11 protein-coding genes are annotated in these 13,521 nt (G+C 73.8%); 4 read left to right on the top strand and 7 right to left on the bottom strand.

The window, feature by feature from the left end; all coding sequences use genetic code 11:
• Positions 1 to 137 precede the first annotated feature (137 nt).
• Both WMF27_RS15380 and WMF27_RS15375 read left to right on the top strand, forming a co-directional pair.
• Positions 138 to 1,502: an NAD(P)/FAD-dependent oxidoreductase gene (locus WMF27_RS15380; RefSeq protein WP_437768128.1), complete on the top strand. Its 1,365-nt coding sequence runs from the start codon at positions 138 to 140 to the stop codon at positions 1,500 to 1,502.
• Positions 1,503 to 1,593: 91 nt separating this feature from the next.
• Positions 1,594 to 2,379 carry a hypothetical protein gene (locus tag WMF27_RS15375; RefSeq protein WP_437768129.1) on the top strand — a complete coding sequence of 262 codons (786 nt, stop codon included), beginning with the start codon at positions 1,594 to 1,596 and terminating at the stop codon, positions 2,377 to 2,379.
• 24 nt (positions 2,380 to 2,403) lie between these two features.
• Here WMF27_RS15375 and WMF27_RS15370 read toward each other — a convergent pair whose 3' ends face one another.
• The 3 genes from WMF27_RS15370 to WMF27_RS15360 all read right to left on the bottom strand — a co-directional run bounded on the left by WMF27_RS15370 (position 2,404) and on the right by WMF27_RS15360 (position 6,886).
• Positions 2,404 to 3,894: a tetratricopeptide repeat protein gene (locus WMF27_RS15370; protein ID WP_437768130.1), complete on the bottom strand. Its 1,491-nt coding sequence runs from the start codon at positions 3,892 to 3,894 to the stop codon at positions 2,404 to 2,406.
• A gap of 86 nt (positions 3,895 to 3,980) precedes the next feature.
• Positions 3,981 to 6,185, bottom strand: a complete 2,205-nt coding sequence (locus tag WMF27_RS15365) for a protein kinase domain-containing protein (protein ID WP_437768131.1) — start codon at positions 6,183 to 6,185, stop codon at positions 3,981 to 3,983.
• 44 nt (positions 6,186 to 6,229) lie between these two features.
• Positions 6,230 to 6,886, bottom strand: a complete 657-nt coding sequence (locus tag WMF27_RS15360; RefSeq protein WP_437768132.1) for a hypothetical protein — start codon at positions 6,884 to 6,886, stop codon at positions 6,230 to 6,232.
• A 148-nt stretch (positions 6,887 to 7,034) separates the two neighbouring features.
• On the opposite strand from WMF27_RS15360, the gene WMF27_RS15355 reads away from it, so the two are divergent.
• A complete protein-coding gene (locus WMF27_RS15355) occupies positions 7,035 to 8,225 on the top strand; it encodes a lipin/Ned1/Smp2 family protein (protein WP_437768133.1) in 1,191 nt (396 codons plus the stop codon).
• Positions 8,226 to 8,250: 25 nt separating this feature from the next.
• Here WMF27_RS15355 and WMF27_RS15350 read toward each other — a convergent pair whose 3' ends face one another.
• Both WMF27_RS15350 and WMF27_RS15345 read right to left on the bottom strand, forming a co-directional pair.
• Positions 8,251 to 9,069 carry a lysophospholipid acyltransferase family protein gene (locus WMF27_RS15350; RefSeq protein ID WP_437768134.1) on the bottom strand — a complete coding sequence of 273 codons (819 nt, stop codon included), beginning with the start codon at positions 9,067 to 9,069 and terminating at the stop codon, positions 8,251 to 8,253.
• 112 nt (positions 9,070 to 9,181) lie between these two features.
• Positions 9,182 to 10,030, bottom strand: a complete 849-nt coding sequence (locus tag WMF27_RS15345; protein ID WP_437768135.1) for a hypothetical protein — start codon at positions 10,028 to 10,030, stop codon at positions 9,182 to 9,184.
• A 390-nt stretch (positions 10,031 to 10,420) separates the two neighbouring features.
• On the opposite strand from WMF27_RS15345, the gene WMF27_RS15340 reads away from it, so the two are divergent.
• Positions 10,421 to 10,858, top strand: coding sequence for an acyl-CoA thioesterase (locus tag WMF27_RS15340; RefSeq protein WP_437768136.1), 438 nt, complete (start codon positions 10,421 to 10,423; stop codon positions 10,856 to 10,858).
• Between the two features lie 38 nt (positions 10,859 to 10,896).
• On the opposite strand, the gene WMF27_RS15335 is transcribed toward WMF27_RS15340, so the two are convergent.
• Both WMF27_RS15335 and WMF27_RS15330 read right to left on the bottom strand, forming a co-directional pair.
• Positions 10,897 to 12,456, bottom strand: coding sequence for an AMP-binding protein (locus WMF27_RS15335; RefSeq protein WP_437768137.1), 1,560 nt, complete (start codon positions 12,454 to 12,456; stop codon positions 10,897 to 10,899).
• Positions 12,444 to 13,517: a mandelate racemase/muconate lactonizing enzyme family protein gene (locus WMF27_RS15330; protein ID WP_437768138.1), complete on the bottom strand. Its 1,074-nt coding sequence runs from the start codon at positions 13,515 to 13,517 to the stop codon at positions 12,444 to 12,446. Before WMF27_RS15330 ends, WMF27_RS15335 begins: the two co-directional genes overlap by 13 nt.
• Positions 13,518 to 13,521: the final 4 nt, after the last annotated feature.

The following is a 13,521-nucleotide window of genomic DNA, read 5'->3' as shown; positions in this document are numbered from 1 at the left end:
ACGAGAGCGGGACGACAGGGGGACGAGAGGGGATCGCGAGCGGCCGCCTCGCGGCCTCCATCCCGCGAACGAGCGAGGGCGCGCCCCTGCACGTCCAGGGTCAAAGCGGGAGATCTGCGGCTCCGGCTCTTGCTGCGATGGCGTACGGGAACCAGGGCCACGGCATGGAGCACGTCGTCATCATCGGTGCCGGCTTCGGCGGCCTCTACGCGGCGCGGGCGCTCCGGCGCGAGCCGGTACGGGTGACCGTGATCGACCGGCACAACCATCACACGTTCCAGCCCCTCCTGTATCAGGTCGCGACGGCGGGCCTGAGCGCGAGCGACATCGCCACGCCCATCCGCCACGTGCTGCGCAAGCAGAAGAACACGAGGGTGATCCTCGCCGAGGTGAAGGCGATCGATCCCGTCCACAAGCGGGTGATCTTCGAGGACGGCGAGCTCGGCTACGACAAGGTGATCGTCGCGGCCGGGGCGTCGCACTCGTACTTCGGGAACGACGCGTGGGAGGCCGTCGCGCCCGGGCTCAAGACCGTCGAGGACGCGCTCGAGATTCGCCGGCGCGTCCTCCTCGCCTTCGAGGCGGCCGAGCGCGAGCAGGATCCGGCGCGGCGGAGCGCCTGGATGACGTTCGTGGTGGTGGGCGCGGGCCCGACGGGCGTCGAGCTCGCCGGCGCCCTCTCGGAGCTCGCGAGGCACACGCTCGTACGCGAGTTCCGGCACATCGATCCGAGCAAGGCCCGCATCCTCCTGCTGGAAGGGGCCGGGCAGGTGCTGCCGTCGTACGTGCCGGAGCTCGGCGAGAAGGCGCGACAGCAGCTGGCCGCGCTCAACGTGGAGGTGCGGACGAACTGCCGCGTCACCGACATCGACGAGGAGGGGGTCTCGATCGGCGACAAGCGGATCGAAGCCAGGACCGTGCTCTGGGGGGCCGGCGTGGCGGCGTCCCCCCTCGCCCGCACCCTCGGAGCGCCGCTCGACCGGGCAGGGCGCGTGCTGGTGGCGCCGGACCTGACGGTGCCGGGTCACGAGGACATCTACGTCATCGGCGACCTCGCGTCGCTGAAGCAGGAGGACGGGACGCCCGTGCCCGGCGTGGCGCCCGCGGCGATCCAGGGAGGGCGCCACGCCGCGCGCTGCATCGCGCGCACCCTGCGAGGGCTGCCGCGGCTGCCGTTCCGGTACAACGACCGGGGATCCCTGTCGACGATCGGACGCGCCGCGGCGGTCGCCGACTTCGGCAGGCTGAAGCTCTCCGGGTTCCTGGCGTGGCTCGCGTGGCTGTTCGTGCATATCCTCTTCCTGATCGGCTTCCGTAACCGCTTCCTGGTGCTGTTCTCGTGGGCCCTGTCCTACGTGACCTACGAGCGCGCCTCGCGGTTGATCACGGGCGCGGTCCCGCCGCTCCTGGAGGACCACCGCGCGCCGGAGCTCGAGGCGCGCATGGACGGTGGCGCCGTGAGGAGGCACCAGCCGATGGAGCCCGCGCGCACGCGCGCATAGCCGCCGCCCGAGAACACACACACACGCCGCCCGCCGGCGTACTGCGCTCGTCTGGACCTCGGCGACGGAGCTGCGTTAGCGTCATTGAACCATGACGACCCATCCCGGACAGGGCGCCCCGACGCACCCGTGGCGAGCGCTCCTCGCCAGCGCAGCACCTCTCGCCGCACTCCTGCTCAGCGCCCCCTCCGCCTTCGCGCAGGCGCCTCCTGCTGCGTCCTCGCCGCGCCCAGCCGGCGCCGAGCCGCAGCCCGCGCCCTACGGGGCCCCTGCGCCGTACGGCGCGCCTGCCCAGTATGGGCAGCAGCCCGGCTACTACCCGCCTCCGGGATACGCGCCGCCGCCGGGATACGCGCCGCCGCCGGGATACGCGCCGCCGCCGGGATACGCGCCGCCTCCGGGGTACGCCCCGCCGCCGGGATACGCCTCGCCTTCCGGCTCGTATCCGGTCGGCCCGAGGATCATGAACTACGAGGAAGGGCAGGCCGTCCCGGAGGGTTACCGCGTCGAGGAGAGGGCGCGCCGCGGCCTGGTCATCGGCGGCGCCGTGACGTTCGGCGTCACCTACATCCTCTCGGCGATGGTCGGGCTCGTGGCGGAGAGCGCTGACAGGGCGAGCGGCGGAAGCGGCGAGAGCTACCTCCCGCTCTACATCCCGCTCGCCGGCCCCTTCATCACCGTCGGCACCGCCGACGCGAAGGGCGGCGGCGTCTTCGTCCTCATGGTCGACGGGCTGGCCCAGGTCGCCGGGGCCGCGATGTTCATCGGCGGCCTCGCCGCGCCGGAGAAGAAGCTCGTCCGCAACGACGTCTCCCTGTCGGTGAAGCCGATCGTCACGGGCGACACCGTCGGGCTCGGCGTCTCCGGCTCGCTCTGAGCGCGGGCCGCCCGCGGCCCGGCGTCACGGCACGACGGGCGGCGTCTCATCCATCGTCTTGACGGCGCGCTTGGCCCTGCGGCGCACGTCGACGTGCAGCGACTCGTCGAAGTTGATGGCCGAGAACGCCGCCCGCGCCTCGATGTTCTTGCCGAGCGCGGCGTACGCCTCGGCCTCGTTCCACCGCAGCTTCCAGTCGCGCTTCGCGAGGTCCGAGAGCTTCGCGGCATCGGCGATGATGTCCGGGTACCGCTGCTGCTTCCCGAGCTCGGTCCAGTACTCGGCCCGGAGGTCGTCGTCGCCGGGCGCGAGCGCGACGGCCGCCGCGAAGCCCGCGAGCGCGTCGTCGATCCGACCTGCGACCAGCTCGGCGCGGGCGAGCGAGCGGCGCGCGCCCGCGCTCTCGGGGTGAGCCGCGACGAAGGCGGCGAGCGCGGGGATCGCCTCGTTGACCTTCTGGATGTCCGCGGGATCGCTCGGCCAGAACCGGAGCGAGAGCGCCGCGAGGTCGCCCGGGTCGCTCTCCAGCGCGCGCTCGACCGCGGCGGGCACCTCCGCGCCGCGGCCCGCCTGGGACAGGCACTTGGCGAGCTCGACCCAGGCGCCCGACGAGGACGGCACCGTCGCGACGAAGGCCTCGGCCGCGGCGAGCGCCTCGTCGGTGCGCCCGAGCGATCGGAGCGCGGCGATCCGCGCGAGGTGCGCGCGCTCGCCGCTCGCCCCTTCGCCCGAGGCGGCGACGGCGCGCTCCGCTGCGGCCAGCGCGACGTCGTGGCGGAGCTCGCGCTCGTGGTAGGCGAGCTGCTCGAGATAGAAGGCGCCGTCGCGGGGCGCCGCGTCCCACTGGCCCGCGAGGTACTCGAGCACCGCGTCGGAGCGCACGTAGACGAGCGAGGCAGCGTCGCGCGGGTTCTCGTAGATGGGCAGGAGGACCCCGAGCTGGACCATCGCGTCCAGCGCCGGCTGGCAGTCCGGCTTCGCCTCGAGCGCGAGCACCATCTCGTCGAGGGCAGCGTCCTTCTTCTGCATCGCCAGGTGCACTTGCCCGACCGCCACGTGGTAGTCGGCGTCCCCCTGGAACGTCTTTCGGATCGCCTGGAAGCTCTTCAGCGCCGCGGGGTGATCGCCCATGTTCGCCTGCGCCGAGGCGAGGTTCAGCCGCGCGGCGTGATCGTCGGGATCCATCGTGATGATGCGCTTGAGCGCCGAGATCGCCTTCTCGTAATCGCGCTCGCCGAACGCCTTCTGCGCGCGCTCCCAGACCGGAGCCTTGTCGAGGAACGCCTCGAACTGCGAGACGAGCGTGCTGTTCTGCTTGCGCCAGACGCCGCTCTTGCCGGGCTCGGAGTTCGTGAGGAAGTCTTTGATCCACTTGCGGGCGGCGTCGATGCTGAGCCCCTTGTCCGCCAGCCCTTCGAACTCCCCCCGAGGCACCGGCATGCGCGCGGGGATCCCCTGCCGGCGCGCCGTGGTCTCATCCAGGCCGATCAGCACCCAGTCGCTTTGCTCGCTCATGATCCAAGGACGGTAGCCGCCGTGCCCCGCCGGGATCAAGCGACGTCTCGGCGCGTCGGGCGCGCTCGCGCGCGCGCAGCGGCGCTTCAGGAATAGAACCAGGCCAGCAAGACGAACGCCATGAAGGCCGCCGCCGCGACGGCGAGCGCGAGCGCGCGCGGCACGCCGAGGAGCATCGGCCGGAGGCTGGCCTGAAACGCGACAGCGTCCGCGGCGGTGGACGGACCGATCGCGTCGCCCGCAGCGTCACGCCGGACGGCGAGCGCGGCGGATGGCGCGCCTGGCGCGTCGCTCCTCGCGGGGGCGGCGCCCATGAACGGCTGGGCCGCGCCCGCGTCCCCGGGCGTCGGCGTGAGACGATGCTGGGCCGCGCTCGCGTCGCCGGGCGCCGGCGTGAGCCGATGCGGGGGCGCGCCGAAATCCGAGGGCCGCGACGCGGCCGGTGACGCCAGGTGCTCGAGGCCGAGCTGGGCGAGGATGGCCCGCTGCTCGTTGCCCCACACGGAAGGCAGCACCGTCGTCTCGGACGCGAGCGTGAGCGGCGCGGACATCACCTTGTGCATCGCCCGCTCGAGCGCGAGCGCCTCGTCGAGGCGGTGCGACGCGCGCTCCGGGGCGGCGCTCGCGGAGAGGCGCAGCGCCTCGGTGGCCATCTCGGAGAGGTGAGCAGCCACCTTGGCCAGCGCCAGCTTGCGCTCGGCGTGGGCGACCGCGAAGCGCGCCTCCTCGCGGAGCCGGAGCGCCTCGGTCGTGAGGCGGTCGACCTCCGCGTGCAGCGGCCTCGCCCCTCCCGGCACGCCCTGCGCCGTGAGCGGTGTGTCGGCGTCGTGATCCACGGAGAACGTGGCCACGGGAGAGATCGAGGGCGTCGCCTCGTTCTCGGACGTCGCGCGCAGCGCGTTCCCCGACACCGGCAGCGGCTCGCTGTCCTGATCGGTGAGGGATCCGTACGAGGGCAGGCTGCTGCGGCGCCGTCCTCCGCCCGAGCTGGAAGACCCGGGGTCCGCGCGCCCCCTGCCGTTGCTGCCGACGACGACCGTCGCCTCGTCGGCCGTCTCGGAGGCCATCGGTCCGCGCCGGCCGGAGTCGCCGTCCGCGGCGCCCGCCTCGCGCGGCGTGAGGCCGGTCGGCGACGGGGACAGCGTCGCGCGGCGCGACTCGACGTCGGTCGCGTCGTCGTTCTGAGCGCGCGCGCCCCCGCTGCCGCGGAGCCGACCGGGGGCGTTCGCCCCCCTGCCCCGCGGATCGGCCGAGGGCCGGCGCGGGATCGCCTCGGCTGTCGAGAGCGAGGGGCGCGGCGCCTTGGCGCCCCCGGCGAAGCCGCCGGTGACGGCGCGCTCGAACCAGCGCATCTGTCTCATCGCGTTGCGCCGCACGAAGCGCCCGAGCGCCTCCTCGTTCCCCTCGTGGTACCCGTGGCTGTGCAGCCAGCCCTCCAGCCGAGCGAGGATCTCGTCCGCGCTCTGGAAGCGCGACGGCGGGTCCCTCTCGAGGCAGCGCATCACGATCGACACGAGCTCCTTGTCGATCTTCGGCCGGAGCTCCCGCAGGTCGGCCGCGGGCTGCGTCGACATGCTCTGCAAGAGCTCGTAGTCGCTCGTCGACGGCCACGGGTGCTTGCCGGTGAAGAGCTCGAACAGCACGACGCCGAGCGAGAACAGGTCGGAGCGCCTGTCGGCGGCGCCCCCGCGGGCCTGCTCCGGCGCCATGTACGTCGTCACGCGCCGGCGCGCCCCGACGGCCGTCGTCATCACGCGGAGCGACGATTTGGCGAGCCCGAAATCGGCGATCTTCACCTCGCCCTGGAACCCGACGAGCACGTTGCCCGGCGTCAGATCGCGGTGCACGAGGTTGAGCAGCGCGCCGGCAGGCGAGCGGAGCTCGTGCGCCGCGCTGAGCCCGCGGCAGAGCGTCGCGCCGACGTGGACGACGAGCCGCTCGGAGAACATCTCGCCGGTGTCGAAGACGGTCTTCATGAGCCGCGCGAGGCTCACGCCCTGCACGAGCTCGACGGCGAAGTACCACCCCTGCTCGTCCGTCCCCCAGCCGGCGACCTCGACCACGTTCGGGTGCTTGAGCGCCGCGGTCGTGCGCACCTCGTCGAGGAACCGGGTGGAGACGTTCTGATCCTCGGCGAAGTGCGGGTGCAGCCGCTTGACGGCGAGCAACTCCCCAGGCCGGTGCGGACCTGCCGACCTGCAGAGATCAACGCGGGTGGTGGCCCCGGACGCGATCTCGGCAAGGAACTGGAACGAGAGCGCAACCGGCGCGGGCTCGGGGAGCCGAGACATGCACGGGGAAGTCTAGCGGGCGACGGCCCCCACCGGAAAGAGCCTCAGACGCCCGCGCGCACCGCGGCGATCGCGGCGGCGACCCCGGAGGGGGTGGCCTTGAGGTGCATGTCCAGGTGGTCATCCTTGGTCTTGAGCGCACGGACACCGAGCACCGGCGCGCAGATGCGCAGCGCCCGTACGGCCGTCGGATTCCCGCCGAGGGCCGGGATTTTGAGGAGATCCAGGGTAATCCTGTCCCCCTTGGCGTCGATCAGCGCGGCGGGCCGCTTGGGCATGAAGGAGACGAGATCGCCCGGCTTGTTCAGGTCGATCGCCCCCGAGCCGATCAGCCCGGCGATCGGCGAGGCCTCGTCACCCATGACCTGCAGCTTGAGGTCGGCGATCCGCAGGCCGACCTGGATCGCGTCCGCGCGCACGTCGAGCTCCTCGGCGAAGGCCGTGAACGAGGCCCGGATCGGGGCGCCCATGATCTTCACCGTCAGGGCGAGGCGCAGGCCCGGGGGCGCGGCCTCGATCACGATGTCCTTCGGCGCGCGCTTGCCGCCGCTGAGCTCTCGCGCCAGATAGCGCAGCGCATCGATCGGGACGCCGAACCGCAGGCGGAGCGCGCCGCGGAGCGCCCTCGCGATCTCCTCGGGGTGCGCCTTGAGATAGTCACCTGCGTGGCGAAGCAAGACCTTCGGATCGGGCGTGGGCATCGTTGGGGCGGCTACGATTGCCCGGAGTCGGGCCAGCGCGCAAGGGGCGAGCGGTCCGCCGGGAGGCCCTCGACGACCGGAGGTCGCTGTTCGAACGGGGGCGACTCGGTCACACTCGGTCCCGATGCAGACCAGGATCCTACTTGTCATGGCGACAACAGCGCTCGCGATCGGCTGCGGATCGGCCGACGCGACGCTCGAGTGGACGCCGAACGGAGGCGGGGGCGGTGGCCAGGGAGGCGGTGAGGATGGCCGGGGCAGCGAGGGCGGCGGCCAGAACAGCGGCGGGGGCCAGGATGATGCCGGCGGGGGTAAGGGCAATGGCGGCGTCGGCGGCGCGCCGAGCGGCGAGGACGGCGGTTCGGGCGGCAGCGGGGCGCCGGGAGCCTTCTGCGACCCACCTCCGATGTGCGACGCGGCGCCGCCCGATCCGGGCGAGGAGCTCGCGTGGAATCACCCATCTTCGTACGTCATCACCGGCGCTGGGAGCCCCAACCACCGCGGACGCGACCTCTACCTGACGCCGGACGACCCGCAGTGGATCATCGGAAAGTTCGCCTACGGGATCACGGACAAGGACCTGAAGGACGAGCGGGTCGACATCTATCTGCTCCGCGGCTGCGGCGGCGCGTGGGAGCGCCTCGGCTCGGCGACCACGACGGAAGCGGACTCGGCGCACCGCGCGGTCGAGGGTGTCAGCGATGACGGCGGCCGCGTCTACTTCGAGATCCCCGCGGCGCAGCGGCTCGGTCCGGGCCGGCACCGGGTCCACCTGGTCGTCCGCGGCGACCTCTCGAGCACCGACCTCTTCATCGAGGTCGTCCCGCGGGGCGCGCCGATGTTCGTCAGCGACGTCGATGGGACGCTCACGGGCACGGAGACCGAGGAGTTCACCTCGCTCCTCCTCGGCGAGCTGCCCGACGTGCATGCGCACGCGGCGGCGGCGTTCCACCGGCTCACGTCGAAGGGCTACCGCCCGATGTACCTGACCGCGCGGCCGGAGTGGCTCGTCCAGCGCACACGCGATTTCCTCGAGGCGTACGGCTTCCCGCCTGGCATCGTGCACACCACGCTGAGCCTGGCCGGCGCGACGGGCGACGGCGCCGTGGAGTACAAGACGGCGGAGCTGGAGCGGCTGTTCGACGGAAGGGAGATGCTGCCCGCGTGGGCCTTCGGCAACACGGCGACGGACGCCGAGGCCTACGACAACGGCGGCGTGATGCCGCTCGCGCGGCGCGTGTTCTACCGGTTCGACGATGAGCCGCACGGCGGCCGTCGCATCGACGGCTACGACGAGCTGTTCGCCGAGCTCGACGCGCTCCCCAGCCTCTGCGATTGATCCGCCCCGCCGGCGCGCCGCCCCGTCAGCCGGACGCCTGCTCGGTCCGGGCGTCGCTCGCCGGCGCCTCCGATGCGTCCGGGGCGCCGGCCGGCGCTTCGACGCGACCGCCGATCGAGCGGAGGAGCTCGCTCACCGCGGCGTGGGCGCGCTCGCGCAGCTCGTTGACCCGCGCGCCCTCGCGGCCGTCCGGGCGCACGGCGATCGGCGCGCCGACCCGGACGCGGATGATCCGCAGGGTGCCGTCGCCGGTGTCGAGGGCGCCCTTCTTCATGAGGAGGTGCGTGCCGTCGATGGCGACCGGCACCACGGGGACGCCGGCGCGGACGGCCGCATAGAAGCCGCCGTTCTTGAACTGCCGGAGGATGCCGTCCTCGCTCCGCGTCCCCTCGGGGAAGACGAGCAGCGGCTTGCCGCTCTTGAGCACCTCCTCGAACCGCGAGATCGCCTCGACCGCAGCGCGGGAGCCGACCGTGCGATCGACCGGCACGTGGCCCGCGAGCCGGAGGTGCCAGCCGAGGAATGGGATCTTCATGAGGGAGCGCTTGGCAGCCCACTTGAAATCGCCCGGCAGCACGGCGCCGAGGGCGAGGATATCAAGCAAGCTCTGGTGGTTGGAGCAGTAGACGAACACCCCGGGAGGGACGTTCTCGAGCCCGCTCGCCTGGATCTCGATATCGAGCCCTCGCGCGCTGGCCTGACACCATCGTCGCATCGCCCACAGGCTCGCCGAGCGCTGCGGCGTGAGGGGGCCCAGCGTCAGAGACACGGTGCCGTACGCCATGGTCCTGAGGGTGAAAGGAACCCACTGGCGCGTCGCCAGCCATGCGCTCCTGAGATCCATACTACAGCGCTTACCACTCTCCATATCGGGCGAAAACGCGTAGCGTCTTGCGCAGCGGCGCTGCGTGCAAGCGGCGTTGCTCGGCTCCGGATCGCCGCTTCGCGGCGCGGGGCTACGGCGCGAGCGGCGGCGTGAGCAGCCCCCAGCCGACCGTGGCCGGCCGCCCGGCGCGCTCGAACTTGACCGTGTACAGGCCTGTCTCCTCGGCGCTCTGCACGACGGCGGGGCGCAGCGCGCCGACCCATTCGGCCCAGACGCTCGCCCCGACCTTGAGCCGCGGCTTGACGGGGAGCGGACGGAGCGCCGACTCGTCGGCGAGCAGCGCGGCGCCACCATAACCGAGGGCAAACCACCGCGCGGAGCTGCTGGAGTGCGACGTCAGGACGGCGCCTGGCTCGGCCGGGGGACCGCCGAGCCGCGACACGAGCAGCACGTGGCGCCACGTCTCGCCGTCCTTCCATGCGGCGAAGTTGCCGGGGGCGAGCCCCGCCGTCTGCACGACGAAGCGAACGCCCTTGAGCTGCGCGAGCGGGGTCCGCGGGTCCATGTCGGTGTAGCGGACCTCGATCTTGTCCTTCACGAAGCGGGTAAGGACGGCGTGCTTCATGACGCCGTTCCACTCCGTGAGCAGCGGGTCGTGGGGCCGGAGGCGGGGCGCGTCGGGCACGGGGATGACGTAGCCCGGGTGAACCTTGTACGACGGTCCGCCCCTCCCCTCGACGATGAGGTCGTCGCCGTCGAAGCCGACCACCGTCGCCGCGTACAGCACGAGCGTGGACCCGAGCTTGGCCCCGGCGAGCATCCGGTCCGAGAAGGTGAACACGCGGCGGCCTGGCTCGAGCTTGATCGGGTACGGGGGGAGGCCGAGCGGGTTCGACGCGTGCGCCGCGCCGGTCGGCGTCGAGGTCTCCGCGAACGCAGGCCGCGGCAGCGCAGCGACGGGCGGGCTCTGAGAGGGCATCGGCGTCGGGGTCGACGCCGGCGCCGACTCGCACGCGGCCGCGAAGCTCGCTGCCAGGAGGCAAGCGAGCGCCGCGAGCGCGCCGCGGGAGCGCGGCGCTCGGGGCCCGAGGCATCGCATCGCGCGGCGATCGCGATCCTTCGCGGTGGCGCGACGCAGCCTGCGGGACCCAGCCCCGAGGCCGCCGGGACGTCGGTCAGCCATCGCGGGCGAGCATGGACCGCGAGACGGACGACGGCGAGCAGAAAGGGACAGCAGAATGACCCGGCGAAGCGTCGGCGGTCAGGCCTGACCGCCCGCGTCAGGGCCGAGCAAGGAGGGCGCCGCGGTGCGGCGGAGCACCGCGCTCCTCGCGACGTGCTCGGCCCCTCTGCGCTACCCTGCGGCGCGATGAAGCGCGCGTTCAGCGTCGATGAGCTCAAGCAGACCGCGCCGCGCCTCGCCGTGGAGCGCCGCGCCGTGCGCTTCCAGGACGTCGACGCGGCCGGGATCGTCTTCTATCCGCGGGTCCTCGAGTATTTCAGCGACGCGTACATGATCGCGCTGAAGGAGCGAGGCATCGACCTTCCTGCGATGATCGCGGGCGGCACGATCAAGCTGCCGCTCGTCCACGCCGAGGCGGATTACCTCCTGCCGCTCCGGTTCGGTGACACCGTCGAGGTCGAGGTGCTCGCGCCGAAGCTCGGCGACACGTCGTTCACGGTGGGCTACCGCGTGACGACGGCGGGCCGGGTCGCCGCCATCGGGCAGACCGTGCACGTGTGCATCGACGGCGCGCGCTTCACGCCGTGCCCGCTCCCGGACGATCTGCGCAGCGCGCTCGCCTAGCCGCGCCGAGCGGCGGCCGCCGGACGGCGCGCCGGGCGCTAGCGTGGTGGGAACGGGGCGAGCGCGGCCGCGAGCTGCGCCGCCGCGCCGGCGCGATCGAGCTTGCCGGCCGCGGTGAGCGGCAGCGCCGCGACGGCGCAGAGGCGCCGCGGGCGCTTGTGCGGGGCGAGCCGCGACGCGACGGCGGCCGCGAAATCGCCGAGCCATGCGGGGGAGAGTGCGGCGCCGCCGGCCGGGCCGGGCGCGGCCTGGTCGGGGACGATCGCCGCGGCGACGACCTGGCCCCAGCGCTCGTCAGGCACGCCGAACACCACCGCGCCGGCGACGCCCTCGCAGGACGCGAGGACCTGCTCCACCTCGGCGGGGTAGACGTTCTCGCCGCCGGTCACGATGAGATCGCTGCGGCGCGCCGCGACGTGCAGCCGCCCTCCGGCGTCGAGCGCGCCGAGATCGCCGGTGCCGAACCACCCGGCGCCGTCGACCGAGAGCTCCGGCGCGCGGTCGGGGCCGCGGTAGTAGCCGCGGAACAGCACCGGGCCGCGGATCTCGATGCGGCCCACGCCGTCGCTGCCGGCGCCCTCGATGCGAAGCTCGACGCCGGCGATCGGGGAGCCGGAGCCCGGCTCTCTCGCGCGCGGATCGCGCGGGCGCTGCACGGTGACCTGCGAGCACGCCTCGGTGAGGCCGTACGTGGTGAGCGCGGGGACCCCGCGGCGCGCGCACTCGTCGAGCGCCCGCGCCGGAGCGCCCGCGCCGCCGACGAGCACCGCGCGGAGCCGGGCGAGGACGTTGTCGCGATCGGCCTCCAGCAGCGCGAGCAGCATCGTCGGCACCACGGAGAGCAGCGTCGCGCGGTCGCGGACGATCGAGGCGAGCACCGAGGCGGGCTCGAAGCGAGGCGCGAGGATGACAGCGCGGCGCGCGAGCAAGCAGCGGGTCACGATCGAGAGGCCACCGACGTGGCAGAGCGGAAGGCAGAGCAGCCAGCGATCGTCGTCGCGCACGCCGAGGTTGGCCGCGCTCCCCTCGGCGGCGGCGAGGAACGCGCGGCGCGAGAGCACCGCGCCCTTGGGACGCCCGGTGGTGCCCGAGGTGTAGACGATCGCCAGATCGCCGGAAGCGTCCGGCGGCGGGACGCGCGCGGCCTCGGCGGCGCGCGCCCCGCGCTCGCAGAGCGCGCTTATCTCCGGCGCGGCGTCGTCGAGCAGGGCGGCGAGCGCAGGCTCGCGCAGCACGAGGTCGGGGCGCGCGTCGTCGATCAGGAGGCCCGCCTCGCCGGCCGTGAGCCGGGGATGGATCGGGACGAGGACGGCGCCGAGCGCGAGCAGCGCGTGGATGACGACCACGGTCCCGAGCGCGTTCGGGGCGACGAGCGCCACGCGGGCTCCCTGCCCTATCCCCGCGCGGGCGAGCCGGACAGATACGGCCGCGACCGCGGGCGCCAGCTCGCCGAAGCGGAGGGCGCCGCCGGAGCCGACGCCGAGGGCGGGGACGTCGATCGCGCGCGGCGCGCCGTCCTCGACGCCGCCGAGGACGATCGCTGTCCGGGCGGCGATCGCGGGATCGCGCGCGGCATCGAGGAGGCTCAGCCCGTCCATGGCCGGACGCCGAGGCCGGGCTGATCGCTGGCCGCGACCAGGCCGCCCTCGCGGAGCTGCGGGATCCGGATCGCGGGCCACGCCTCCAGGCCGGCGTGCGCGTCGAGGCCGCACGCGAGCGGCGCGCGCGGCAAGGCGAGCGCGAGCTCACACGAGGCGGCGAGCGCGATGGGCCCGTCGAAGAGGTGCGTCACCACGGCGTCGATGCCGCGCGCCTGCGCCCTGCAGCCGAGCGCGTGCGCGCGCAGCAGGCCGAGCATCGCGGGCTTCAGGATGAACGCGGCGCAGCCCTCCGCTTCGAGCAGGCGCTCCGGCATGCCCTCGACCGCGAGCGACTCGTCGGCCGCCCACGGGACCTCGCGCGCGCCGAGGTGGTGGAGGAGCTCCGGCGCGACCGGCTGCTCGACGAAGCGCGGGCCGAGCGGCGCGAGGAGCGCGAGCCGGCGGGGCGCCTCGTCGAGCGACCATGCCGCGTTGGCGTCGAGCCGGAGCTCGACGCCCGGGTGCTCCCGCCGCAGCGCGCGCAGCGCCTCGAGGTCGCGCGCGAAGCCGTCGTCCCCGCGCGAGCGGAGCTTCACCTTGATCGCGCGGACGCCGCGCGCGGCGAGCACGCGAGCGCGATCGAGCATCTCCGGCAGCGCCACCGCGGTCGTGAGCAGCCCGTTGACCTGGACCTCCGCGTAGCGCCCGCGTCCGCCGAGGCACGCCGACATCGAGAGGCCGAGGCGCTGGCTCAGCAGATCGAGCAACGCCGTCTCCAGGGCGAAGCGCGCCGCCGGGAGATCGCAGAGCCGCGATGACAGCGGCGCGAGCGCGCGCAGGATCGCGGACGCCGTCGCCGTCGGCGGAGCGCCCTCGGCCGGCACGTCGATCGCGCCGAGCGCCCCCGGCAGCTCGGCGAGCGCGCGCTGGTCCTCGTCCGCCGTGTCGGGTGAGAAGCCGGGGAGCGGCGTGGCCTCACCCAGGCCGACGCGCCCCTCGTCGTCGGTGAGCGACAGCACGAGGCCCCGGCGCGCGCCATCAAGGACCCGGGACGCGAGACGGGCATCGACGACGCGCATGATC

Origin of the sequence: Sorangium sp. So ce281 (assembly GCF_051527395.1) — a bacterium.
Lineage (GTDB): Bacteria > Myxococcota_A > Polyangia > Polyangiales > Polyangiaceae > Sorangium > Sorangium cellulosum_B.
This window is presented reverse-complemented; position numbering and strand designations above follow the sequence as displayed.

Coding starts and splice junctions, on each gene's coding strand:
- WMF27_RS15380 (WP_437768128.1), top strand. CDS start 138: ATGGCGTACGGGAACCAGGGCCACGGCATGGAGCACGTCGTCATCATC.
- WMF27_RS15375 (WP_437768129.1), top strand. CDS start 1,594: ATGACGACCCATCCCGGACAGGGCGCCCCGACGCACCCGTGGCGAGCG.
- WMF27_RS15370 (WP_437768130.1), bottom strand. CDS start 3,894: ATGAGCGAGCAAAGCGACTGGGTGCTGATCGGCCTGGATGAGACCACG.
- WMF27_RS15365 (WP_437768131.1), bottom strand. CDS start 6,185: ATGTCTCGGCTCCCCGAGCCCGCGCCGGTTGCGCTCTCGTTCCAGTTC.
- WMF27_RS15360 (WP_437768132.1), bottom strand. CDS start 6,886: ATGCCCACGCCCGATCCGAAGGTCTTGCTTCGCCACGCAGGTGACTAT.
- WMF27_RS15355 (WP_437768133.1), top strand. CDS start 7,035: ATGGCGACAACAGCGCTCGCGATCGGCTGCGGATCGGCCGACGCGACG.
- WMF27_RS15350 (WP_437768134.1), bottom strand. CDS start 9,069: ATGGATCTCAGGAGCGCATGGCTGGCGACGCGCCAGTGGGTTCCTTTC.
- WMF27_RS15345 (WP_437768135.1), bottom strand. CDS start 10,030: ATGCCCTCTCAGAGCCCGCCCGTCGCTGCGCTGCCGCGGCCTGCGTTC.
- WMF27_RS15340 (WP_437768136.1), top strand. CDS start 10,421: ATGAAGCGCGCGTTCAGCGTCGATGAGCTCAAGCAGACCGCGCCGCGC.
- WMF27_RS15335 (WP_437768137.1), bottom strand. CDS start 12,456: ATGGACGGGCTGAGCCTCCTCGATGCCGCGCGCGATCCCGCGATCGCC.
- WMF27_RS15330 (WP_437768138.1), bottom strand. CDS start 13,517: ATGCGCGTCGTCGATGCCCGTCTCGCGTCCCGGGTCCTTGATGGCGCG.